Below are 24,536 nucleotides of genomic sequence, written 5' to 3' on the forward strand. Positions count from 1 at the left end.
ATTCGCGGAAATCGGGTGCGGATACCTCCGGCAAGGCCAGAGGTATCCAGAGGGGGTTAGGGTTGTGAGGCAGATGCCTGCGGAATATCGTGGGCGCTGTTACAGGTTTTATCTTTCGGGCAGTACTTGTCGAGCAGTTTCAGCGTGACGCCATTGGTCCAGCCGAAGCCATCCTGCAGCGGATACTCACCGCCGCCACCGCCGCCGAGATTGTTGCCCTCTACGACATATTTCTCCACCAGCTTATGCTCACGGTCATAGGTGTTCTGGACGTTTTGCAGGAAGCGTAACCCCACCTCTTTTGCCAGTTTCGGCTGGTTGTAGTGCTCCAGACCTTCCACGGCGACCCACTGCAGCGGTGCCCAGCCATTCGGTGCATCCCACTGCTGGCCGTTGTTCACGGTGGTGGTCACCAGACCGCCAGGTTTCAGCAGCTGCTTTTCAACCGCGCTGGCGGTGCTTTCAGCCTGCTTATCACTGGCGACCTGCAGATAGAGCGGGAACAGCGCGGCAGCCGTCAGCTGCCGATGAACCTGCTTTTTCTGCCAGTCATAGTCGGCATACCAGTTCTGTTTGCTGTCCCACAGATAGCGGTTGATCGCCGCCTGGCGCTTCTCCGCGCGATCGGCGTACTGCTTCGCCAGATCGCTCTGCTTGTTCATCTGATAGCCTTTCGATAGGGTCTGCTCCAGGTGGAACAGCAGGCTGTTCAGGTCAACCGGAGCCAGCTGGGTGGTACGGATTGTCGACAGGTTATGCGCGTCGGTGAACCAGCGTGAGCTGAAATCCCAGCCCGATGCGGCACCGGAACGCAGCTCGCGGTAAAGTTCCGCTTTATTACGCTGCGGCGCTTTCTGCGCGGTGGCAATGTCATCCATCCAGGATTCGGTGCGTGGTACATCGCGCGCATCCCAGTAGCGGTTGAGCAGGGTGCCATCTGCCAGCCTGATTACCCGCTTACTGGCTGCGCCCGCCGCGACGTTATCGCTGTCTGCCATCCAGTAGTCATACTCTTTCTGCAACTGCGGCAGGTAGTGGGTATAGGCTTTGCCGTCATCGTGCGTCGCCAGCAGATCAACCATCAGGCTGAAGAACGGCGGCTGTGAACGGCTCAGGTAGTAGCTGCGGTTGCCGTTGGGGATGTGGCCATACCGGTCGAGCAGCGAGGCGAAGTTATCCGTCATATCCTGGACTTTATCCCAGTGTCCGCTCTCGGCCAGGCCCAGCATGGTGAAGTAGCTGTCCCAGTAATAGACTTCGCGGAAACGCCCGCCTGGCACCACATAGGGCTTAGGCAGCGGCAGCAGCGAGTCATACTGACCGGCGCTGCTGGTGGTGCGGGTCAGCACCGGCCACAGGCCATCAATGTGTTCACGCAGGTTTTGTCCGGCTGGCGGCACATATTTGTCACCGGCAGCGGGCAGGGTAAAGTTAGCATCAACAAAACGTCTGAGATCGAAATTGCGCTGTTTCTTCTGCATCTGCCAGTCGGCAAGAATCGAAGCGGGATCGAATTTCGGCACCGCATCTGCAAAGGTCTTCTGATCGGGATAGAACTTCGCCTGCTGCACGGCATTAAACAGCGGCCCTAAACGAACGTCCGGCGGCTGCGGCTGATTATTCAGCATCCGGCTGTTGTCGTCGGCATGGACGGTGAAGGCGGGGACGCTCAGCAGCAACGTGAGCAGAAAAGGCGCATAACGCTGACGCCGTTCTGCGGCGTTTACCTCAATTTTTGTCATCGGTTTTTCTCCTTGTCCGAAACGCGGCCGCACGTAACGCATTGACCACAGGACCAACTTTAGACCTTATCTGACCACTTCACCCTGAAGCGAGCCGGAAATGTGAAGCCACGGGAATTATTTTTATGGAAAAAACCGCGTTGTCAGGCTGGTTTTTTCTTGCTCTCCCCCCGCTTTTCCCCGACGCTGAAAGAAAAAAGGAGAGCAGGATGGAGATCATCTGGTATCACCCGTCGCAGTCTGCAACGGCCTGGATTAACGGTTTACAACAGCGTCTGCCCCACGCGCGGGTGCGTGCCTGGCAGCCTGGTGACAGCGCTCCGGCGGATTATGCGCTGGTGCGTTCACCGCCCGCAGAGATGCTGCAGGGACGTGCCACACTGCGCGGCGTGTTTGCGCTGGGTGCAGGCGTTGACGAAATTCTGAAACAGCTGCAGCAGCACCCAGAGATGCTGCCCGACAGCGTACCGCTCTACCGGCTGGAGGATACCGGTATGGCGCGCCAGATGCAGGAATATGCAGTTCATACCGTGCTGAACTGGTTCCGTCGTTTTGATGACTACCGTCTTCAGCAGCAACAACAGTGCTGGCAGCCGCTACCCGCTTACCCGCGTGAAAGCTTCACCATTGGTATCCTGGGCGCGGGCGTGCTGGGACAAAGCGTGGCGGAAAGCCTGAAACCCTGGGGATTCCCGTTACGCGTCTGGAGCCGTTCCCCAAAAGAGATCGACGGCGTGACCAGCTTTGCCGGACGGGATGCCTTGCCCGCCTTTCTGCAGGATACGCGGGTGGTGATCAACCTGCTGCCGAGCACGCACGAAACTATCAATCTCATCGACCAGCACTTTTTACAGCAGCTGCCGCACGGCGCGTTCTTCCTCAACATCGCGCGTGGCGCACAGGTGGTGGAAGCGGATCTGCTGGCCGCGCTCAATAGCGGTCAGCTGAAAGCGGCGGCGCTGGATGTGTTTCAGATTGAACCGCTGCCCGAAGCACATCCACTCTGGTCGCATCCGCGCGTGACGATCACGCCCCATAATGCGGCGGTAACGTTGATCGACGAAGCTATCGACTACATTGCCCGCGCCATTACCCAGGATCAGGCAGGCGAGCCACCGCAGGGCAGGGTTGATCGTCAGCGCGGCTATTAATGAACCGGCCCCGTCAGGGGCACTCAGCAGGAGAAGAGGATGTATCCGGTAGATCTGCACATGCACACCATCGCCAGTACACACGCCTACAGCACGCTGCACGACTACGTGACCCAGGCGAAGCAAACCGGCCTGAAACTGTTTGCCATCACCGACCACGGCCCCGACATGGCTGACGCGCCGCACTACTGGCACTTCATTAACATGCGCGTCTGGCCACGGGTGATCGATGGCGTCGGGATTCTGCGCGGTATCGAAGCCAATATCAAAAATCAGCAGGGTGAGATCGACTGTTCCGGTCCGATGCTTGATGCGCTGGATTTGATCGTCGCCGGTTTTCATGAGCCGGTTTATGCGCCGCGTGACAGAAAGCATCATACTGACGCGATGATTGCCGCCATGGCGGGCGGGCTGGTTCATATCATCAGCCATCCGGGCAACCCGAAATTCCCGGTCGATATCCCGGCGATTGCCGAAGCAGCCGCACATTACGATGTGGCGCTGGAGCTGAATAACTCCTCCTTTACCCATTCACGTCCGGGCAGCGAACCCAACTGCCGGGCTATCGCCGCCGCCGTGCGCGATGCGGGTGGACGGCTGGCATTTGGCTCCGATTCCCATACGGCGTTTACGCTAGGCCATTTCGATCACTGCCTGCGGATTGCCCGCGAAGTGGATTTTCCTGAGGATCGGGTGTTAAATGTCACGCCGCGTCGCCTGCTCGACTTTCTGGAGCAGCGCAGCGGCAAACATATTGCTGAACTGGCTGACTTTTAATTTATTTTGCCTCAAGGAAACCTGACTCATGAATGAGTTTTCCATTCTGTGCCGCGTGATCGGCTCACTGTTTAATCGTCAGCCGCAGGATCCGCTGCTGGTGCCGCTGTTCACGCTGCTGCGAGAAGGTAAACTGCATTCGCAGTGGCCGCTGGAGCAGGACGATCTGCTGACGCGTCTGCAGCAGAACAGCGATCCGCAGGCGCTGGCCGCTGATTACAACGCGCTGTTTGTGGGCAGCGACTGCAACGTGCCGCCTTATGCCTCACAGTGGCCGGAAGGCAAGACGGAGCCAGACGTGCGTGCGTTCTTAACCTCACGCGGCATGCCGCTGAGCGATGCGCCAGCTGACCATTTTGGCGTGCTGCTGCTGGCCGCGTCATGGCTGGAAGATCAGTCAGCGGAGGATGAGAGCGCGGCGCAGCTGGCCCTGTTTGAAGAGTACCTGCTGCCGTGGTGCGGTGCGTTTCTGGGTAAAGTGGAAGCACACGCGACTACCGCTTTCTATCGCACGCTGGCGATGCTGAGTCGTGAAGCGATTCAGGCGATGTACAACGAACTGCTTGAGAGCCGCGAGCAGAATCCCGACGCCTGATTCACCACACCGCCGGGTGCGACCCCGGCGCACAGCCCGGTGTTGCGCAGATCTGCGGGGTGCCGGGCAGCCAGGCGGCCGCCCGCAGCCTGACCCCAAAACCCCACGGCGTTAATTCATAACAGGGCAGATTGTCTTTCACCTGTGGCGTAATACCGGACCCCGCGCTCGCCCCGGCAGGATGCTGCTGCAACAGCCACGCGGTGCGTGCCAGCGACAGCCGCACCTGGCTGCCGTGTCCTTCCGTCACGCGTCGTCGTAATCCCTCCAGCACCGCGGCGGCCAGCAGATACCCGGTGGCATGATCCAGCGCCTGCACCGGCAGCGGAACCGGTCTGTCGCTCTGCTGCCACTGCATGCCCCGTTCGGCAATGCCGCACCCCATCTGGACCAGACTGTCAAAACCACGGCGGTTGCGCCACGGCCCCTGCCAGCCCCAGGCATTCAGACCGGCGTCGACAAGGCCGGGTGAGAGACCCTGAAGCGTCTCCGCGTCAAACCCGAGCCGTTCCAGCGCATCTGCCCGGTAGCCATGCACCAGTACGTCCGCTTCGCGCAGCAGGTGGATAAACTGCTCGCGATCGGCAGACTGGGTCAGGTCGAGCACCGCACGGCGCTTGCCGCAGCTCATCTCCTCATCCAGCGTTGGCTCCTGCCAGCCGGGTGGATCGATGCGCAGCACGCTGGCACCCAGACTGGCAAGAAATCGGGTGGCGGCCGGTCCGGCAATGATCCGCGTCAGATCCAGTACCTTAATGCCCGATAACGGACGCGCTTCGGCCAGCGGCCACATCGGAGCCGCTGCCGCGTGGGTCGTTTTCCAGCTAAACAGCGGCTCGCGCTGCACGGCCTGGCCCTGCGGATGCTGCTGCCAGGCGGCGGCGCTGCGCATTTCAGCGGCACAGCCACCGGCATCAACTATTGCCTGCTCCAGTTCGCTGGCCTGCCACTGTTCCACCTGCTTCGCCAGCGCCGCGCGATCGGCGTGTACGCCCAGCACCTGCTTCATCGCCAGCCGGTGATGTGCAGCATTGGTGTGCAGGCGGATCCAGCCATCCCGACTGCGATAGTCACCGGCAAACGCATCCCACATGGCGGGCGCAGGCCTGTTCAGCGGGATAAAGCTCTGCTGAAACCAGCGTGACGCCAGGCGCACATTGACGGCGACGGGCGGAGAGAGATATTCAGGGCAGGAGGTGGCGATCAGTGCAGAAGAGGCCTGGGTTGCCAGACCGATGCTGGTGGCCGCCAGTTCACTGACGGCAAAGGCAGAGGAGAAGGTGTCGCGATCAACGAAAGCGGGAAGCGGCCAGACGGCTTCGCCGCATCCTCGTAATCCCTGCTGCATCTGCTGCCATAACGAGGCGGCGAGCTGTGAGTCCATGCTGTGCTTCCTGTGAGGGGAGATTTCTCAAGCATAGCATGCGCGATTAACGCCGCCGCAGGCGCGGGAAGCGGGCATGCATCCGCAGGTTTCGCAGGTTGAGCACTGCAATAGCCGTGCCCAGTATCACCAGCGATGCCCCGATAATCTTGAAGCTGTTGAGGCTGTCGCCCAGCACCACAATCCCCATCACCACCGATAAAACCGGCGTCAGCAGCGAGTAGGGCATGATCAGATTAACGTTATATTTCTTCAGCAGCATGTACCACAGCGTATAGGCCACAATCGACGAGGCGATGGCGCTGTAGAGAATGGCAAACCACCCGCGCCAGCCCGCATGTTCCAGCGCATACAGCTGATGTGATTCCATCACCAGGCTGGAGCAGCCGACGATGGGAATGGCCAGAAACGCAATCCAGCCGGTCATGGTCAGCGGTTTAATCGGCGGTGATTTTTTCACAATCAGGTTGCTGACGGCCCAGCCGGTGGCGCTGCACAACAGCAGACAGAGTACCCACCACGCGGGAATCGTCGGGCTGCCTGACAGCACCACCACGCCGCTCAGCGAGATCATAATGCCCATCAGCTGCACCAGCTTCAGCTTCTCTTTCAGCACCACCATCGCCAGCAGCATCGCAATCGGCGTGCCCAGCTGCACCACAATGGCCCCGGTCCCGGCATCGGTATAGCGCAGGCCAACAAACAGCAGCGAGAAGTGCATAAAGCCGAAGGTGAAAGCCAGCAGCAGCAGCCAGGGCAGCTGCTGACGGTTAATGCGGCAGAACGGCACCAGCACCACGGCGACGACCACAAAGCGCATGAATGTCAGAAACAGCGGCGGCAGCTCCATCAGCCCCCATTTCACCGCTACGTTGTTGAAGGCCCAGATAGAAACCACCATCAGAATCAGAAAAAAATGCCGCACAGCCACGATAATATCCTTTCGATGATTTTTGCTTAGCCCGCTAATGATGGCACGAACTGCGGCACTCCAGCCAATCGCATAAAAAATTTTCTGCGATTGCGGTGCAGTCAGGTGAGACTTTCAGACGTGTTGCTGGCAGACTGATTTGAAACGACTTCTTAAAGGAACCGATTTGGTATGACCCCTACGTCCGCCTTACCCCTTGCGTTAATTCAGCTTGAAGTCCCTCCCGCAAACGTCGTCTCGGAGATTGGTGAACAGCCGCGCTGGTTTATTGATGCACTGAATCTGCAACCGGATGAGTACCTGATTGTCCGGCCCCATCTGGGCGAAGCGCTACCCGATTTCGACCGGATTTCCGGGGCGATCCTCAGCGGTTCCTGGGCGATGGTCACCGATCACGCCGACTGGAGTGAACGCAGCGCCGCGTGGGTCAGGGCGGCGATAGATAAAGGGCTGCCGCTGCTGGGTGTCTGCTACGGCCATCAATTGATGGCTTATGCGCTGGGCGGCGAAGTGGCAGACAATCCCAACGGCTGGGAGCGCGGTCTGTTGCCGATCCGCTGCTCAGATCAGGCGCAGCGCGATCCGCTGCTGCAGAGGCTGCCCGCCGACTTCAGCGTCTGGCTGTCGCATCGCCAGTCGGTGATCAGCGCGCCGCCCGGTGCGCAGGTGCTGGCCGCGTCTGCACGCGATGGCTGTCAGATTGTGCGTTATTCACCGCAGGCGCTCTCGGTGCAGTTTCATCCCGAATTTTCACGGCACATCATGAATGTCTGTCTGCCGCAGGGCTGCACAGAGGATGGGGCAAACGCGATGGAGGGGAAAGACTGGGCGCGTGCGTTGCTGGTGGCATTCTGGCAACAGACGCGTCCGGCAATGGAGTGTGCTCAGGGCGCGTAGTGGCGCGTGCAGCGGTAGACCCAGGCGGGAGGGACATTTTTCAGCACCCGCTGGCGCTCCCAGGTGAAGTAGCGCGACAGATCAGGCTGGGTCAGCGAGGTGTACTGAAACTGCATGAAGACGCCGTCCGGGCCAAGTGCGTTAAACACCGCACGCAGAATGGCGTCACGCAGTTCGGGCGGTAATGACAGCAGCGGCAGGCCGGAGAAAATGACGTCATAGTTGCCGTTCAGGTACTCCGCAGAGCAGGTACGCACGGTCATGCGTGGGTCTTCCAGTGCGGTGAGCTTGTCTGCCAGCGTAGTGCAGATCTCAAAGGCATCCAGCGTCGCGTCGGGTGCCATCTGCGCCAGTATCTGCCGTGTCAGTACGCCATCCCCCGCGCCAAGTTCGGCAATGCGTGACGATTCAGGCCATTTCACCGACGCAATCATGGTCCGGCACAACGCTTCAGACGAGGGGGTAATGCTGCCCATCTTGCGCGGATTGCGGATAAACTGATGCACGAAATTGGCTTTAGCGCGCATCTGGGTAAAAGTTGAAGCCAGCATGCTCATCTCCAGAATGAATTCATCCTCAGGTTGACCCCCTTTATGACGCACAAGTTTCTCTTTGACGACGCTTTTGGGAAAAAGTCGGAATTTTCTCTAAGCGCAGCGTAAACGGCTATTCCTTCGGGGCGGTCACAGTTTCCGTTCAACAGACCTGACAGGCTCACAATGATCCTTCATGTTAATAATAAGTTTCATCATTGTTACGTCAGTCACCTGTCAGGAGAATGATCATGCGTTACGCTGCCCCCGGAGAACAGGGTTCTCTGATTACGCTACAGAAGAATTATGGCAACTTCATTAATGGTGAATTCGTCGCGCCGGTGAAGGGTAACTACTTTACGAATACCTCGCCGGTAAATGGCTCTGCGGCCGGTGAGTTTCCGCGCTCAGACGCGGCTGATGTGGATAACGCGGTGGCCGCTGCGGCAGCGGCAGCGGAGGCCTGGGGTAAAACCTCGCCACAGCAACGTGCGCTGGTGTTACTGAAAATTGCCGATCGGCTGGAACAGCATCTGGAAACGATGGCGGTTTATGAAACCTGGGATAACGGCAAACCGGTGCGCGAAACCCTGGCGGCGGATTTGCCGCTGGCGGTCGATCACTTCCGTTACTTTGCCGGGTGTGTCCGGGCGCAGGAGGGGAGCGCGGCAGAAATTGATGAGTTCACCGCCGCCTACCATTTCCATGAGCCGCTGGGCGTCGTGGCGCAGATTATCCCCTGGAACTTTCCGCTTTTAATGGCGGCATGGAAACTGGCTCCCGCGCTGGGCGCAGGGAACTGCGTGGTGCTGAAACCGGCTGAACAGACGCCGCTGTCGATCACTGTCTTTGTCGATCTGATTAAAGACCTGCTGCCGCCGGGCGTGCTGAATGTGGTGCACGGATACGGTAAAGAGGCGGGGGAAGCGCTGGCGTCCCATTCCGGCATCGCCAAAGTTGCCTTTACCGGTTCCACCGCCACCGGCGGGCATATTCTGGAGCTGGCAGCCAAAAGCCTGATTCCGTCCACGGTCGAGCTGGGCGGCAAGTCCCCGAACATCTTCTTTGAAGACATCATGCAGGCAGAGGAAAGCTTTATTGAGAAAGCAGCCGAAGGCGTGGTGCTGGGCTTCCTCAATCAGGGCGAAGTCTGCACCTGTCCGTCGCGTGCGCTGGTGCAGGAGTCAATCTATGAGCCGTTTATGGCGGCGGTGATGAAGCGGGTAAAAACCATCAAACGGGGCGATCCGCTGGATACCGACACCATGGTCGGCGCGCAGGCGTCGCAGCAGCAGTTCGATAAGATTCTTTCTTATCTTGACGTTGCCCGGCAGGAGGGCGCGGAAGTGCTGGTGGGCGGTGGCGTAGAGAAGCTGGATGACTCACTTAACAGCGGCTACTACATCCAGCCAACCCTGCTGAAAGGCAACAATAGCATGCGTGTTTTCCAGGAGGAGATCTTTGGCCCGGTGATTGGCATCACCACCTTTAAGGATGAAGCAGAGGCCGTCCGCATCGCCAACGACTCTATCTATGGGCTGGGGGCAGGCGTCTGGACCCGTGACATCAACCGCGCTTATCGGGTGGGCAGGGCGATCAAAGCCGGACGCGTCTGGACCAACTGCTATCACCTCTATCCGGCACATGCGGCCTTTGGCGGCTACAAAAAATCCGGGATTGGGCGTGAGACCCACAAAATGATGCTCGATCACTATCAGCAGACCAAAAACCTGCTGGTCAGCTACAGCATCGAACCGCTGGGCTTCTTCTGACGGTCTTAATCGTGCCGGACTAACCTTGCTCGTTCCCCGCTAAACCACGCTTCGGCGTGGTTTTTTTATGCCCTGTCCGCTGTGAGCTGCTGATGAAGCGAGCCGGTAAAGCACAATTAATCAGTCTGCGCTTAAAGCGGGCATGACCGGCTCCGCGCTTCGCTTAATGCCGTTTTATCGCCTTCTGTTTTCTGTTTACGTCACGTCAGGTGTAAACCCGATTAATTATCTGATAGACAAGCCTTTTTCGCGCTTCTGGCTGACGGAAAGTGCTGCAGTTGCCTGTCCGCACGACATGAACTTCCTCTGATTTGCCTTAAATCAGAACCATTCAAAACATGAGTGATTTTAATGGCAGTCTCAGAAAAAACGTATTGATGTTCAAAAATACTTCATATTTTCGCAAGTTGTTAAGATTAGTCCTAACTGCGTGCTTAAAAGTAACACATATTTGTATTAACTTAATTAGTTAAGCTTTACTTAAGTAAATTCTTCTGAAAGTGGCCCGTTGAAATTTTGTCAATCTTCTGTAAACTCGCAGCTTATATTTACACATGGATTGTAATTTCAGACACACGGGCAGGATCTACCTGACTCGTGCGGTAGCTATGAAATTTCCGCAAAAGTGTAATCTTATGAATTTAAACGAATTTTATTGAGATGACTCAGGCGTAATAAGTGATTTATCATCGCCGGTTACTGAGCATAGTGTGAATGGCTTAATTCAATTCGACGGTTTTTCGACCAGGGATGGCATAAGGAAAGCTTGGGTTTACTCCACCTTCTAAAATTTGCCGGGAATAAATTGATCATGTTTCTGATCATTGTTTGCCAGGTCAGATTCCTCCCGTTTTCCTTTCCCGTCCCCGGCGATGCTTTTTTATACTTAACTTTTGCTGATCGGTTGTCTTCTGGCTGCAAGGCGGTTGAGCGCTTTTCGTTTAAGGATTGTTTTTTAATCTGGCACTAAGTGGCTTCCTGTGAAGATGACATCCCCGATTTTCATTACTGACACCCGGCCTCTGGCCACTCTCCAAGGTATGAATGGAACACAACATGAAAAAAATGGTGAAGCTCCGTATGGCGTTAGGCCTGATGTTTGTTTTCTCTGTCGCGGGTTGTAAAACGCCGCCAAAAATGACGGATGACACGCTGGTCACCAGCACGGTGGACGGCGTGGCGATCAGCCACCGTTATGCGGTTAAATCGCCCGCGCAGTTCAGCCCGGTCAACGAAGCCTATCGCGCACTCTATCCCGGCTCGGTGATGAGCCAGCCGGGTTACGGCGGCAAGGTGGTGGAAACCCTGAAAACCGGCGAAAGCTACACCGTGATTGGTCAGGTAGAGAACAACTGGCTGGCATTGGGTGACGCTGCGCCAGCAGCAGCAGAGCCACAACCGGGCAACGCCACCGCCAAAGATGCGCCTCAGTCTGCCGCGCCGCAGGCAACCGTGCAGCTGACAGGCTATGTGCCGTTCCGCGCTGTGGTGAAAAGTGCACTCTACGATCAGACCGTTAAAGCCGATCAGCCGAAACGCCGCGTGCGCAGCAGCAAGAAAAAAACCTGCGTCGCTGTTAACGGCGACAGCACCGCCTGTCAGAACAGCACTAACGGAACCTGGATCATTAACTAAGCGTACTGAGCAGGGAGGGCTTGATGATGAGAACAACACAACTGCGCGGTGGGCTCATAATGCTGCTGGTGTGGCTGCTGACGGCCTGCAGCAGCAGTAAGCCGCCGGTGACGTACTACAACCTGGATTTTCAGGGGCAGAATCAGCTCAACGGCGGTGCGCCGCTGAAAGTCCGCGTGGTGTTACTGAGCTCTGATGCGGAGTTCATGTCAGCGGACTTCTACTCCCTGCAAAACCCCTCCGCCACCGCGCCGGGCAGCGCGCAACTCAATACCCAGCAGTTCTTCCTGACGCCAGACCAGCGCAGCAAAACGCTGCGGATCAAGAGTCTGCCAGAGGCACGCTTCATCGGCATCATGGCGGAATATCAGGCGCTGGATGGCAAGGTGTGGCGACTGTCGCTGCCGGTTCCCGAAGGGGAATCACCCTCATTCTGGGCATTCTGGAAACGTGACGACAGCGAGCTGAACGCGCGCATCGTGGCGGGAACGAATGGCCTTCGCGTGGAAAAACAGTGATGCCTATGAACAGAGCCGAAAAGGTCGTCTGGACCGAGGGGATGTTTCTGCGTCCTCACCATTTCCAGCAGTCAGAAAATTATCTTCTCAGTACCCTGCGTGAATGGGGCCAGTCGCAGCGCGTCTACACCTGGGGCTTTTACGATCTGGAGTTCGACGAAGCGCTGCTGCGTCAGGGCAAACTGGCGCTGAGTGCCGCCAGTGGCTGTCTGCCTGACGGCACGTTTTTTGCGTTCAGCCAGCCACAGCATGGCCCGGCCCCGCTTGATCTGCCGGACGCCGTTGACCGCAGCAAAGTCGTACTGGCGATACCGACCCGGCGCAATGGCCGTGAAGCCGTCGCCTTCCAGGAGTCGCAGGATTCTCTGGCGCGTTATCTGGCCTGGGAAGCAGAAGTGGAAGATGACAACGCGCAGGCCGTGGGCAGCGCGACGGTGCAGTTCGGCAGGCTGCGGCTGCGGCTGATGCTGGAGCAGGATCTGACCGCCGAGTGGACCGCGATGGGGGTGGCGCAGGTCATCGAAAAACGCAGCGACAACCACATCCGGCTCGACAGCGATTACATCCCGCCGATGCTGACCCTGAACAGCAGCCGTCCGCTGCAAAACATGTTTAATGACCTGCACGGACTGATCCAGCAGCGCAGCCAGCAACTGAGTCAGCGCGCACCCGGCACCGGTCGCTTCAACAGCGCCGATATGGTCGATTTTATGCTGCTGGCGCTGCTCAATCGCCAGCTTGGTCTGCACAGCCATCTGCAACATCTGCCGCTGCTGCATCCTGAAACGCTTTACAGCCACTGGCTGCAACTGGCCGCGGAGCTCAGCACCTGGACGCCTGCACGGGCACCGGAAGGACTGCCGCTTTACGATCATGACGACCTGCACAACTGCTTCAGCCGTCTGTCGCTGCTGCTGCGTCAGGGCCTGTCGCAGGTGATGGAAGAGAGCGCGATTCAGCTGCCGCTGATCCAGCGTTCCCACGGGCTTAACGTCGCCACCGTGCCGGAGAGCAGCATGGTGCATGAATTCGGCTTTGTGCTGGCGGTGAAAGCCAGCGTCCCGGCCGACACCCTGAAAACCCATTTCCCGGCGCAGATGAAAGTCGCGCCGGTCAGCAAAATCCGCGATCTGGTGCAGCTGCAGCTGCCGGGTCTGGCACTCCGGGCGATGCCCGGCGCGCCGCCGCAGATCCCGTGGCATGCCGGATACAGCTATTTCGAACTGGATAAGAACAGCGAGCTATGGAAAGAGATGGCGCGCTCGGGCGCTTTTGCGCTGCATCTTGCCGGTGAGTTTCCGGGCCTGGACATGGCGTTCTGGGCCATCCGCAATCAGTCAGAATAATAAACTGAGCACGCAGCATGATGCAGGAACAACAACATTCACACAGCGATCTTGCGCCGGATGCCAGCCACCAGAATGTGCTGGTCGCGGCGGCCAACCCTCTGATTAACGCGATTCCCCAGATCCGCCATTCGGTGTCGCATGAAGACCCGGCGCAACTGCGTCAGCAGCTGATTGACCAGATTCGTCGCTTTGAACTGAGCTGCCAGCAGTCGGGCCTCGGCTATGAAGTCATCATCGGGGCGCGTTACTGCCTGTGTACCGCGCTGGATGAGGCCGCGGCGCTGACGCCGTGGGGCAGTCGTGGCGTCTGGACCAGCAATGGTCTGCTGGTCACCTTTCACAATGAAACCTGGGGCGGCGAGAAGTTTTTCCAGCTGCTGGCCAAACTGTCGCAGAACCCCAGACGTCACATTCTGATGCTGGAGCTCATCTACTTCTGCCTGCTGCTGGGGTTCGAAGGTCGCTACCGCGTGCTGGACAATGGCCGCTCACAGCTGGAGACCATCAAACAGCGTCTGCTGCAGATGATCAAAAGCGTGCGCGGCAATTATGCGGCAGCGCTGTCACCGCATCCCACCGATCAGCCGGTGCTGCGCAAGCTGTGGCGGCCGATGATCCCGCTGTGGGCCTGTGCGGCCGTGGCCGGTCTGGCGGCCTGTCTGTTCTACATCGTGCTCAACTGGCGTCTGGGCGATTACACCTCGCCGGTGCTGGCCCGCATCTATCAGACAGCGCTGCCGGAAGTGAAAATCGGCAACCCGGCCCCTCCACCGCCTGCCACGCTGAACCTGCGCGCCTTCCTGAAACCGGAAATCGACGCCGGGCTGGTGGCGGTGCGTGACGAAGCGGACCGCAGCGTGGTGACGCTGAAAGGAGACGGGCTGTTTGCTTCTGCGGCAACCGAGGTGCGCGGAGGCTACATTGACGTGATCCAGCGCATCGCGGCTGCCATGAACAACGTCAGCGGCCAGATTCAGGTCATTGGCTACAGCGATAATGTGCCGATCCGCAGTGCGCGCTTCGCGTCCAACTTTGAGCTTTCGCTGGCGCGTGCCCGGTCGGTGCAGACCCTGCTGCAACAGCAACTGGCGCAGCCGTCACGGGTGAAAGCGGAAGGGCGCGGCGAAAGCAATCCGCTGGTGCCGAACACCAGCGCTGAAAATCGCGCCCGTAACCGTCGTGTTGAAATCACGTTACTGGTTGCGCCGGATGCGACGCATGCCGAACTCAACGGCCTGGCGAGAGGGAACTGATCCATGCTGAATATTCTGTTTGCGGTGCTGACCAGCCGCCTCGCGTGGGGCTTTGTCGGCATTACCGCGCTCTCATTTATTATCTGGGTGATTGGCCCGGTCTTCTCCATCGTCGATTCGCGGCCGCTTGAGCCCGAGCAGAACCGCATGATCAGTATTGCGCTGCTCTATCTGGTCTGGGGGCTGGGACAGGCGATACCGCGTCTCTACAATTACTGGCTTAACCGCAAGCTGATGTCGAGCCTGGAAACCGGCAAAAGCGATGCGCCGGACGCCGATCGTCAGCGCCTGACCAGCGAAGAGCAGGTGCTGGCGGGGCGTTTCTCTGAAGCTACTGAGATGCTGAGAAAGGCGCACTTCCAGCGCCACAGCAGCAAGGGCACGCCGTTCTGGGCGCAGCGCTTTGGCCGGCAGTACCTCTATCAGCTTCCGTGGTACATGATTATCGGCGCACCCGGTGCGGGCAAAACCACCGCACTGGTTAACTCCGGCCTGCAGTTTCCGCTGGCGGAGAAGTTTGGCAAGTCGGCGCTGCGGGGCATTGGCGGCACCCGCAACTGCGACTGGTGGTTTACCAACGACGCCGTGCTGCTCGATACCGCCGGGCGCTACAGCACCCAGGAGAGCCAGCAGGAGCGTGATGCCAGTGAATGGCATCATTTTCTTGATCTGCTGCGTAAATATCGCGGACGCCAGCCCGTTAACGGCGTCATCGTCACCCTGAGCGTCTCCGATCTGCTGAGCCAGTCACCTGAGGCGCTGCGCAACCAGGCGCTGGCGCTGCGTCAGCGGCTGGTGGAACTGCACGATCGGCTCGGCATCCGTTTCCCGGTCTATGTGCTGGTCACTAAAGCGGACCTGCTCAAAGGGTTCCGCAGCTACTTTGCGTCGCTGGATAAAGCGCAGCGCGAACAAATCTGGGGATTCACTTTTCCGTGGGCGAAGGCGTCAGCCGCTGATTTTGAGCTGAACAGCCAGTTTCAGCAGGAATATTCGCTGCTGCAACAGCGGCTTGATGCCGGACTGGCCGATCGGCTGCTGACAGAGAACGACGCGCAGGCGCGGGCCGAAAGCTATCTCTTCCCGCAGGAATTTGCCGCCTTGCGTCCGTTGCTGGCAGACGCGCTCGACACGCTGTTTGCCCGCTCCGATTTTGAAACCCAGTTCGCACCCCGCGGCATCTACTTTGCCAGCGGGACGCAGGAGGGGCTGCCGTTTGACCGGGTCATGGGCGAGCTGAACCGCGCACTGAATCTGCCAGGCCAGCAGGCGGGCGAATCCGGTCGCTGGGATCAGGTCGATAAAGACGCCCCGATTCCGCAGAACAAAGGGCAGAGCTTCTTCCTGAAAGGCGTGCTGGAAAATGTGATTTTCCAGGAGTCGGGTCTGGCGGGCAGCAACCGCTGGTGGGAGCTGCGCAACCGCGCCGGACTCTGGTCGGGCTATCTGGCGCTGCTCTTGCTGTTACTGGTCGCGGGCGGATTGTGGCTCACCAGCTACAGCAAGAACAAAGCCTATTTGCAGGAGATGGCTGCTAAAGCGCCGCAGGTGGAGCAACTCGGCGATCAACTTCAGCAGCAGGTCAATGGCGATCTCTTTGCGCTGGTGCCTTATCTCAACACCCTCTTGCACCTGCCGGAAAGCGCCGACTTCTCGCTGGACTCGCCGCCGCTGACGCGCCGCATGGGCCTTTATCGTGGGGCCGAAGTCAGTGATGCGACCCGTGCGCTCTACGAGAAAGCGCTGAAACAGCTGCTGTTGCCGCAGGTAGCGCAGAACATCACCCGCTGGCTGCGCAACGACAATGGCAGCGACGCGGACTACAGCTATGAAGCGCTCAAGGCGTATCAGATGCTCTATCAGCCGAAGCACTACGACGGCAAATTCCTGCAGGCCTGGCTGATGCTTAATCTTTCACGCGAGCTGCCGCAGAACGTGACGCAGCAGCAGGTGAAACAGCTGGCGTGGCATCTGCAACAGCTGCTGGAGACGCAGATTCACGCGTCGCCGTATGCGAAGGATGAAGCGCTGGTAAAGCGCGAGCAGGCGCTGATTAATCAGATGCCGCTGTCACAGCGCGTCTACGGACGACTCAAGCGCCTGCTGCAGCGTGATGACAGCCTGCAGCCGGTCACGCTGGCCGCGCTGGGCGGCCCCCAGAGTGAGCTGGTTTTTTCCCGCAAAAGCGGTAAATCGGTGAATGACGGGGTTGCCGGGCTCTATACGCCAGAGGGCTACTGGCAGCACGTGGACAAGCAGATAGGTCCGGTGACCCGGGCGCTTTATCAGGACGATCTCTGGGTGCTGGACGGCGCGGCACCGCAGCAGAAAAGTGAGCAGACCGATCTCGCGGTGCGTCAGCTTTATGTGCAGGACTACATCCGCCAGTGGGAGCAGTTCCTCAGCGATATTCAGCTTAACAGCAGCGCCGATCTCTCACAGCGTATCAACACCACACGGTTGCTGTCGGGGAATCACTCGCCGCTTCGCCAGCTGGTGATCAATCTCAGTACCCTGCTGACGCTGAACCGGGCGCAGCCCGATGAAAAACCTGCGCAGGCGGAAAAGCCGTCGGATAACAGCGCCACCCGCACTCTGGAAGCGCTGTTCACGTCGCCTGAAGCGGCGGCCGCACGTGGACAGGCGGCCGCGCAGGCGTCACCGGAGCAGGCGGTTGCCGTGCATTTTGCGCCAATCCTTGAGCTGGCCCAGCCGTTACAGCAGGGCAGCAAGGTGCTGGCGGTGGATGACTTCCTGCACCAGATTGACGATCTCTATCGCTACCTCACGGCGGTACAGGATGCGGCCAACAGCGGCATGCCGCCTCCGGCCAGCGATGCCATCAGCCGTCTGCAGGCGAGCGCCGGACGTTTGCCCGGTTCACTGCAGAATATGGTCTCCAGCATGGCGGTCGGGGCCAGCAGCGATGCACAGCGCCGCGACATGGATAACGTCCGCAAGCGCATCACTATGGAAGTGGGCAGCTTCTGCCGTCAGGCGATTGCCGGTCGCTATCCGCTGGTTCGCTCCGCGCGCAGTGAAGTCACACCCGACGATCTGGCGCGGATGTTTGCCCCCGGCAGCGGCATGATGGACAGCTTCTTCCGCGACAACCTGGCCAGCAAAGTTGATACCACCAACGCCTCATGGCGCTTTACGCCGGGTATTGACGGCAAAACACTGCCCGGCGGCGAAGCGCTGCTTCGTCCTTTCCAGCAGGCACAGTCGATTCGCGATGCCTTCTTTGCTAACGGCGCAACCACGCCAGGCTTCCGCGTCACGCTGCGCACCGTAAAAATGGACAACGATATCCTCAACCTGACGCTGGATGTGGATGGACAGCAATTGCGCTACAGCCACGGGCCGCAGGCCGTGCAGATGGTCAGCTGGCCCGGTCCGGGCGGCACCAGCCAGGTGCGGATGCAGCTTGGCCTGACCAATGGCACCACTTCAACGCTGGTCACCAGCGGCCCCTGGGCGCTCAATCGCTTTTTTGACCGTGCCCGTGTTACCGCGGCAGGCGGCCTGACCCGCGAAGCCACGTTCAGCGTGGAGGGGCATCAGGTCACGCTGTCGTTTACCCCTGGCAGCATTCGTAACCCGTTCCAGCTTCCCGGCTTTAGCTGCCCCTGAAACAGGACCCGACAATGACTCATTACGCTGCACCCTGCTGGTACGGCAAATTGCCCAGCGCGGGTGACTTTGTGAAGCGACGCTTTCCTGACGTGCTCTATCGCCAATGGTCCAGCTGGTTTCAGGTGGGCCTGCATCACTGGCAGAGCAGTCAGGAGGGGGATAACGCGCCGTCGCGCCCGTTCCTCAACGCGCCGGTCTGGAATTTTGTGGTGCCGCCGATGCTGGGCAGTCAGCTGATCCAGATGGGCTGCCTGATCGCGGCACGGGACAGCGTGGGGCGTAATTATCCCCTCTGCGCGTTGCGTCACTTCACCCCCGCCGAATGGTCGCCCGCTCTGCTGGCACGCTCCGGCGAGTGGTATCAGCAGGTGGGCAATACGCTGCTGCGGGTGGTGCAGGGCGGCGGGTCACCGGAGCAGCTGGATCAGGCGCTAATCAGCATTCCGCAGCCGCAACCCTCGCAGGAGACCGGCGAGCCGTCAGATATTCTCAACGTCATTGGGCATGGTGATACCCCCTCGACGCTGAACTGGACGCTGCCGGGCGAGAACTTCGATCCGCAGTTCTACACCAGTTTCTGGTGGACCAATCAGAGTGACGGTTTCCCGCTCTATACCCAGGTTCACAGCGGTAATTTTACCGCCCAGCTTTTTTCATTGCTGTTTGATCCGGCCGGTGGGGCAAAGCCGGGACGAAACGGACTTTATCCCCCGATGTTTGAATCCTGAGGCGACACGCATGACGATGAACACAGAGGCTTTGCTGGCTCCGGTCAGTGATGACAACCCCGGCGGCGATAACCTGGAATATGACGCCGATTTTCAGGCGATGGAGCAGGCCAGCGCCGGTAAAGCGGAACAGCAGTTCGGCAACACCATCATTCCGGCGGAACCCGCCGACTGGAACAAAGTTGAGAAACTGGCGATAGCGCTGCTGGCCCGCAGCAAAGATTTACGGGTGATGCTGGCGCTGACCCACGCCTGGACCGAGCTGAAAGGGCTGCCGGGTTATGCCCAGGGCCTGAAGCTGATTGAACAGGCGCTGTTGCTTTACTGGGAACCGCTCTGGCCCCGGCTGGAAGAGTTCGGCGAGCAGGACCCGTTCTACCGCATTAATGCCCTGGCGCTGCTGGGTGACAAGACGGCCCTGAGCGGTGCGGTGCGCCAGTGCTGGCTGCTGCGCTACCCCTCGGACGGCATCACGCTGCGCGATGCGGCTGCCCTGTGCGACGGCAGTAAAACCGAGGTGGCAGATTATCCCGGTGGCCTGCCGCGTCTGATCGACGAACTGGCACGCGGCGACCAGCCAGGCATTGAGGCGGTGCTGCAGATTCACGAACGGCTGCAGACCATCTGCGAAACCGTGGCCGAACGGCTGGGCGATGCGGCGGTGCCGGAACTGGCTCAGCTGCGCAGGCAGATTGCGCTGATTGCCGAACGCTGTCAGGCCACGGATCTCAGCCAGCTGATTCCCGTGGCGGCGGTGGCGCAACCCACAGACACCGCTGAACCGGTGGCAACCCCACGCGCTGCTGCCGACTGGCGCACGGTGCAGATCGCTTCCCGCGCCGACGCGCAGCTGATGCTGGAGAAAGTGAAGCTCTACTTCACCCAGCATGAGCCGAGTCACCCGGCCCCGCTGATGATCGACCGGGTGCAGCGTTTAATCGAGCGTGACTTCCTGGAGATCATCCGCGAACTGGCCCCCGATGGCGTGCATCAGCTGGAAACTATTTTCGGACGTCGCGACTAAGCAGGCGTGACGCACTCACACAGCGGGACCTGCGCGCCTGCTGTGACCCTTTATCCGCGCATCATTGATGGAGAAAACCATGGCAACAAGCAAATCCAGTGGGCAGAAGTTCATTGCCCGCAATCGCGCGCCTCGCGTTCAGATTGAATATGACGTGGAAATTTATGGCGCGGAACGCAAAATCCAGCTGCCGTTTGTGATGGGCGTGCTGGCGGATCTGGTGGGTAAACCGCTGGAGCCGCAGCCCGGCATCGACGAACGCAAATTCCTTGAGATCGACATCGACAACTTCGATGAGCGCATGAAAGCGCTGAAGCCACGCGCTGCGTTCCAGGTAGACAACACCCTGAATGGCGAAGGCAAGCTGAATATCGATCTGACCTTTGACAGCATGGATGACTTTTCGCCGGATGCCGTGGCCCGCAACGTTGAGCCGCTGAGCAAGCTGCTGGAAGCGCGTACCCAGCTGGCGAACCTGCTGACCTACATGGACGGCAAAAACGGTGCGGAAGAGCTGATTGGTAAGGTGCTGCAGGACCCAACGCTGCTGCAGGCGCTGACCCATCTGCCAAAGCAGGATGAGGCCACTGAAGGTAAGGAGCCGCAGGCATGACGCAGACTTCACAACAACCGCAGTCGCAGGGCGCAGCCAGTTTCAGTCAGGATGAGTTCAGCGCGCTACTGAACAAAGAGTTCCGGCCTAAGAGCGACCAGGCGCGAGCCGCCGTGGAAAGCGCGGTAAAAACGCTGGCGCAGCAGGCGCTGGAGAACACCGTCACCGTCTCCAGCGACGCCTATCGCACCATTCAGTCGCTGATCGCGGAGATTGACGAAAAGCTGTCGCAGCAGGTGAACCAGATTATTCACCACCCGGAGTTTCAGTCGCTGGAAAGCGCCTGGCGCGGCCTGAGCTATCTGGTGAACAACACCGAAACCGACGAGATGCTGAAAATCCGTTTTATGAGCATCTCGAAGCAGGAGCTGGGTCGTACCCTGAAACGTTACAAGGGCGCCGGCTGGGATCAAAGCCCGCTGTTCAAGAAGGTTTATGAGCAGGAGTATGGTCAGTTCGGCGGCGAGCCGTTTGGCTGCCTGGTGGGCGACTACTACTTCGACCACAGCCCGCAGGATGTTGAGCTGCTGGGTGAGATGGCACGCATCGGGGCGGCGGCGCACTGTCCGTTTATCACCGGCACCGCGCCGGAAGTGATGCAGATGGAGTCGTGGCAGGAGCTGGCGAATCCGCGCGATCTGACCAAAATCTTCCAGAACACCGAATATGCCGCCTGGCGCAGCCTGCGTGAGTCGGAAGATGCACGCTATCTGGGTCTGGTTATGCCGCGCTTCCTGTCGCGTCTGCCTTATGGCATCCGCACCAACCCGGTCGACAGCTTCGATTTCGAAGAGCAGACCGACGGTTCCGATCACGGCAACTACACCTGGAGCAACGCGGCCTACGCGATGGCGGCGAACATCAACCGCTCGTTCAAAGAGTATGGCTGGTGTACCGCAATCCGCGGCGTAGAGTCGGGCGGGGCGGTGGAAAACCTGCCGTGCCATACCTTCCCAAGCGACGACGGCGGCGTGGACATGAAGTGTCCGACTGAAATCGCCATCAGCGATCGCCGTGAAGCCGAACTGGCGAAAAACGGCTTTATGCCGCTGGTACACCGCAAAAACTCTGATTTCGCGGCCTTTATTGGTGCGCAGTCATTGCAGAAACCGATGGAGTATCACGACGCCGATGCGACGGCGAATGCCCGTCTGGCCGCACGTCTGCCTTATCTGTTCGCCTGCTGCCGCTTCGCGCATTACCTGAAGTGCATCGTGCGTGACAAGATCGGCTCCTTCCGCGAGCGTGATGAGATGGAGCGCTGGCTGAACGACTGGGTGATGAACTACGTCGATGGCGATCCGGCTAACTCCTCCCAGGAGACCAAGTCACGTAAGCCGCTGGCCGCAGCCGAAGTGAATGTGGAAGAGCAGGAAGATAACCCAGGCTATTACGCCGCGAAGTTCTTCCTGCGTCCGCACTACCAGCTGGAAGGCCTGACGGTTTCTCTGCGTCTGGTCTCTAAGCTGCCGTCACTGAAAAATGATAATGCTTAAGGGCTGAGTCGCAGGGTTATCAGGCGCAAAAGGGTTTTGCGCCTGATGCCTGGCAGAAAGGTTGCTGAATGAATGTCAGGGAGGATAAAAGAATGGTTAAAAAATTAGCTCTGTATTTATTCCATTATCTGCTGGTTTTTATTTCAGCCCTGATTTTATCCACATGCGCAGGTTATTACCTCTTCGTCTTTGACTGGAATGTCACGATGATGGAGAAAATAATCAACGGCATCCTGATTACTCTTTCAGTCACTGCGTCATTAGGTTTTTACTGGGCCGGGCACAAGCTTAGGGAAAGGTATTAATTGCTTCTGTGTTCCCTGACTTCCTGTTCAGAATTCCGATGTTCGTCATGAGAATTTAATACATTGCCCGGCCCGGAGCCCGGCAATGCACTATCTGAAATATGGTTTATGACGATATTTCAGAAGCAAGGCAAAGGTAAAATATGGACTGTTTTATTCAGCCCCATGCTTTTCTTTTTGCCATATCCTTGCTTTTTTTGAAAGCAATAATCTCAACCAATAAAGAGTGAAAGATAATGGCTATTGATATGTATCTGAAGGTGGACGGCGTCACAGGTGAATCTAAAGATTCAAATCATACTGGATGGATCGATATTGACTCCTTTTCCTGGGGTGCCAGCCAGCCAGGCAATATGAGCGTGGGCGGTGGTGGTGGTGCGGGTAAAGTTAATTTCAACGACCTGCACATCAATGCGAAAATCGATAAGGCTGTCACCGCGCTGCTGAAAAACTGCGCCAGCGGTAAGCACATTGCTAAAGTCGAAGTGTCTGTTTGCAAAGCGGGCGGCACACAAATCGAATACACCCGCATCACGCTGGAAGATGTGCTGGTGACTAACGTTCAGTTTGTGGGTTCTGAGCACGACGACACACTGGGCGTAACGTATGCCTTCCAGGCTTCTAAAGTGAAACAGCAGTACTGGGAGCAGAGCTCTTCCGGTGGTAAAGGCGCAGAAACCAGCGCTGGCTGGGATATAAAAGGCAACAAAGAAGCGTAAGAAGCGATACGCCTCCGTACAGGAGGCGTATTTCTCCCGGCCAGAGAAGTCGGCGTCGTCATGCTCATTCTCCAGCCGGTTTACAAGGACTCTCTGAATCAACAATATTGTGCGGAGATAGTAAATGAGTATTTCTGGCTCGGTTGGTGTCGGTGGCCGTAATCATTACGGCGACGTGAAGACAGTACAGCAGTTATTACAGCGCAATGGATATCCACAACTTCGTGCGGATGGCCGCATGGGACCGAAAACCATTGAGGCAATTAGGCAGTTTCAATCCCGTTTTATGTCTCGTCCGGATGGTGTTGTCGATATCCATGGCAAGACGTGGAGCAGCCTGATGAGCGGAAACGTGCCGGGTAATGCGCCGCCAAGGCCAGCAGCGCCACCAGTCAATAACCCGTCAACCGGTCCGCTGGTGGTGAGTGCCGGTCAGGTAACCTTTGACGCTGAAGGGGATGACTCTCCGACCAGCCGCTATTTTAGCCGTCATATTCACTGGCCAGAAAAAATGGAGTCCGGTGTGACTTTAGGTCGCGGCTACGATCTGGGTTCGCGTACTGAGGCAAGTATTTCTGCACAACTTCAGTCCGCTGGATTGCCGGCAAGTCAGGCGGCCATGATCGCCAAAGGAGCGGGTCTTAAAGGTGAACAGGCGCGTCAGTTTGTTCGTAATAACCAGGCCGCTATCGGTACAATCAGTCATCAGCAGCAAATTAACTTATTTGAAGCGATTTATCCGGGCTACGTCGAACGTGCACGGAAGAACTATGACAATTATACTGATAACCAGCCAGGTAAAGTCGCTTGGGAAAATCTTCATCCTGCTATCAGAGACATCATGGTGGACTTCGTTTATCAGGGCTGGACTAAAGGTCCCCGCCCGATGATGGCGGGCATGACCAACGATTTTGATACACTGATCCATTATATTGAAAGTACTCCAGCTATCAGTGCAGGTGAGACTGGCAGGCGTCGTGCAAATTATCTTCGTAAAAATCGTTAACAGGAGTGAGTATGAAGTTAGTACATGGATTGGCTTTAGCGGTTTTCTCTCTTGGCATTAGCGCTTCAGCGCTCGCTGAGGAACCTTGTGCAAAACAGCCTTCAGACGGTGCGCTGTTCCAGTGTACTGTTCAGCAGAAGAAGCTGGCGGAAGATGACCTGAACAAAGAGTACCAGACGGCTAAAAAACGCATTGTGCAGATGTACGGCACGCAGAAAAAACTGGCTGATGACTATGTCGCTACGCTGGTGGATACCCAGCGCAACTGGCTGAAGTATCGTGATGGTCAGTGCAGGCTGGAAGCCTTCGCCGCCGAAGAAGGCAGCAATGCGAATGCGGTGGCGACCAACCTCTGCGTTATCCGCATCGACAAAGAGCGTACTGCTATTCTTAAGCAACTGCCTTACTGATTATATCGTCGTGCTCAGACTTTTCAGACTGGGCACAATATTCTCTATAAAGTAACTCTCTG

22 protein-coding genes are annotated in these 24,536 nt (G+C 58.1%); 18 read left to right on the top strand and 4 right to left on the bottom strand.

The window, feature by feature from the left end:
• Nucleotides 1–56: 56 nt before the first annotated feature.
• Nucleotides 57–1,742 carry an alpha,alpha-trehalase TreA gene (gene treA / locus N5J69_RS15940; RefSeq protein ID WP_279771565.1) on the bottom strand — a complete coding sequence of 562 codons (1,686 nt, stop codon included), beginning with the start codon at nt 1,740–1,742 and terminating at the stop codon, nt 57–59.
• 209 nt (nt 1,743–1,951) lie between these two features.
• Between treA and ghrA the strand changes: the two genes are divergently transcribed.
• The 3 genes from ghrA to N5J69_RS15955 are packed head-to-tail and all read left to right on the top strand — an operon-like array spanning nt 1,952 to nt 4,265.
• Nucleotides 1,952–2,893, top strand: coding sequence for a glyoxylate/hydroxypyruvate reductase GhrA (gene ghrA, locus N5J69_RS15945; protein ID WP_279771566.1), 942 nt, complete (start codon nt 1,952–1,954; stop codon nt 2,891–2,893).
• 39 nt (nt 2,894–2,932) lie between these two features.
• Nucleotides 2,933–3,670, top strand: a complete 738-nt coding sequence (locus N5J69_RS15950; RefSeq protein WP_279771567.1) for a phosphatase — start codon at nt 2,933–2,935, stop codon at nt 3,668–3,670.
• Between the two features lie 28 nt (nt 3,671–3,698).
• Nucleotides 3,699–4,265: a molecular chaperone gene (locus N5J69_RS15955; protein ID WP_279771568.1), complete on the top strand. Its 567-nt coding sequence runs from the start codon at nt 3,699–3,701 to the stop codon at nt 4,263–4,265.
• Nucleotide 4,266: 1 nt separating this feature from the next.
• On the opposite strand, the gene N5J69_RS15960 is transcribed toward N5J69_RS15955, so the two are convergent.
• Complete coding sequence (locus tag N5J69_RS15960) at nt 4,267–5,649, bottom strand: CoA transferase (RefSeq protein ID WP_279771569.1); 1,383 nt, start codon at nt 5,647–5,649, stop codon at nt 4,267–4,269.
• Between the two features lie 46 nt (nt 5,650–5,695).
• Nucleotides 5,696–6,580 (bottom strand): EamA family transporter, encoded by an 885-nt coding sequence (locus N5J69_RS15965; protein WP_279771570.1) that lies wholly within the window; start codon nt 6,578–6,580, stop codon nt 5,696–5,698.
• A 171-nt stretch (nt 6,581–6,751) separates the two neighbouring features.
• On the opposite strand from N5J69_RS15965, the gene N5J69_RS15970 reads away from it, so the two are divergent.
• The gene (locus tag N5J69_RS15970) at nt 6,752–7,477 is read left to right on the top strand and encodes a glutamine amidotransferase (RefSeq protein ID WP_279771571.1); all 726 of its coding nucleotides are present in this window, start codon (nt 6,752–6,754) and stop codon (nt 7,475–7,477) included.
• Here N5J69_RS15970 and N5J69_RS15975 read toward each other — a convergent pair.
• On the bottom strand, nt 7,465–8,028 hold the full coding sequence (locus N5J69_RS15975; protein ID WP_279771572.1) for a methyltransferase: 564 nt from the start codon (nt 8,026–8,028) through the stop codon (nt 7,465–7,467). The genes N5J69_RS15970 and N5J69_RS15975 overlap by 13 nt on opposite strands.
• Before the next feature lie 233 nt (nt 8,029–8,261).
• On the opposite strand from N5J69_RS15975, the gene N5J69_RS15980 reads away from it, so the two are divergent.
• From N5J69_RS15980 to N5J69_RS16045, 14 genes are all read left to right on the top strand, one after another.
• Nucleotides 8,262–9,782 (top strand): aldehyde dehydrogenase family protein, encoded by a 1,521-nt coding sequence (locus N5J69_RS15980; RefSeq protein WP_279771573.1) that lies wholly within the window; start codon nt 8,262–8,264, stop codon nt 9,780–9,782.
• A gap of 1,044 nt (nt 9,783–10,826) precedes the next feature.
• Nucleotides 10,827–11,417 (top strand): SH3 domain-containing protein, encoded by a 591-nt coding sequence (locus tag N5J69_RS15985; protein WP_279771574.1) that lies wholly within the window; start codon nt 10,827–10,829, stop codon nt 11,415–11,417.
• Nucleotides 11,418–11,440: 23 nt separating this feature from the next.
• Complete coding sequence (tssJ, locus tag N5J69_RS15990) at nt 11,441–11,935, top strand: type VI secretion system lipoprotein TssJ (protein WP_279771575.1); 495 nt, start codon at nt 11,441–11,443, stop codon at nt 11,933–11,935.
• 5 nt (nt 11,936–11,940) lie between these two features.
• Nucleotides 11,941–13,281, top strand: coding sequence for a type VI secretion system baseplate subunit TssK (gene tssK, locus N5J69_RS15995; RefSeq protein WP_279771624.1), 1,341 nt, complete (start codon nt 11,941–11,943; stop codon nt 13,279–13,281).
• A 20-nt stretch (nt 13,282–13,301) separates the two neighbouring features.
• Nucleotides 13,302–14,537: a DotU family type VI secretion system protein gene (locus N5J69_RS16000; protein ID WP_279771625.1), complete on the top strand. Its 1,236-nt coding sequence runs from the start codon at nt 13,302–13,304 to the stop codon at nt 14,535–14,537.
• 3 nt (nt 14,538–14,540) lie between these two features.
• Entirely contained in the window at nt 14,541–18,170 is a 3,630-nt protein-coding gene (gene tssM / locus N5J69_RS16005) for a type VI secretion system membrane subunit TssM (RefSeq protein WP_279771576.1), read from the top strand.
• A gap of 14 nt (nt 18,171–18,184) precedes the next feature.
• Nucleotides 18,185–18,901, top strand: coding sequence for a type VI secretion system-associated protein TagF (tagF, locus tag N5J69_RS16010; RefSeq protein ID WP_279771577.1), 717 nt, complete (start codon nt 18,185–18,187; stop codon nt 18,899–18,901).
• Nucleotides 18,902–18,917: 16 nt separating this feature from the next.
• Nucleotides 18,918–19,925 carry a type VI secretion system protein TssA gene (gene tssA, locus N5J69_RS16015; protein ID WP_279771626.1) on the top strand — a complete coding sequence of 336 codons (1,008 nt, stop codon included), beginning with the start codon at nt 18,918–18,920 and terminating at the stop codon, nt 19,923–19,925.
• A gap of 79 nt (nt 19,926–20,004) precedes the next feature.
• On the top strand, nt 20,005–20,538 hold the full coding sequence (gene tssB / locus N5J69_RS16020; RefSeq protein WP_008925979.1) for a type VI secretion system contractile sheath small subunit: 534 nt from the start codon (nt 20,005–20,007) through the stop codon (nt 20,536–20,538).
• Complete coding sequence (tssC, locus tag N5J69_RS16025; protein ID WP_279771578.1) at nt 20,535–22,034, top strand: type VI secretion system contractile sheath large subunit; 1,500 nt, start codon at nt 20,535–20,537, stop codon at nt 22,032–22,034. Before tssB ends, tssC begins: the two co-directional genes overlap by 4 nt.
• 92 nt (nt 22,035–22,126) lie before the next feature.
• A complete protein-coding gene (locus N5J69_RS16030) occupies nt 22,127–22,339 on the top strand; it encodes a hypothetical protein (RefSeq protein WP_279771579.1) in 213 nt (70 codons plus the stop codon).
• Nucleotides 22,340–22,575: 236 nt separating this feature from the next.
• Nucleotides 22,576–23,058 carry a type VI secretion system tube protein Hcp gene (locus N5J69_RS16035; RefSeq protein WP_279771580.1) on the top strand — a complete coding sequence of 161 codons (483 nt, stop codon included), beginning with the start codon at nt 22,576–22,578 and terminating at the stop codon, nt 23,056–23,058.
• A 124-nt stretch (nt 23,059–23,182) separates the two neighbouring features.
• Complete coding sequence (locus N5J69_RS16040) at nt 23,183–24,064, top strand: pesticin C-terminus-like muramidase (protein WP_279771581.1); 882 nt, start codon at nt 23,183–23,185, stop codon at nt 24,062–24,064.
• 11 nt (nt 24,065–24,075) lie between these two features.
• Nucleotides 24,076–24,474 (top strand): lysozyme inhibitor LprI family protein, encoded by a 399-nt coding sequence (locus N5J69_RS16045; RefSeq protein ID WP_279771582.1) that lies wholly within the window; start codon nt 24,076–24,078, stop codon nt 24,472–24,474.
• Nucleotides 24,475–24,536: the final 62 nt, after the last annotated feature.

The sequence above is a fragment of the Pantoea sp. GD03673 genome (genome assembly GCF_029844725.1).
GTDB lineage: Bacteria > Pseudomonadota > Gammaproteobacteria > Enterobacterales > Enterobacteriaceae > Pantoea.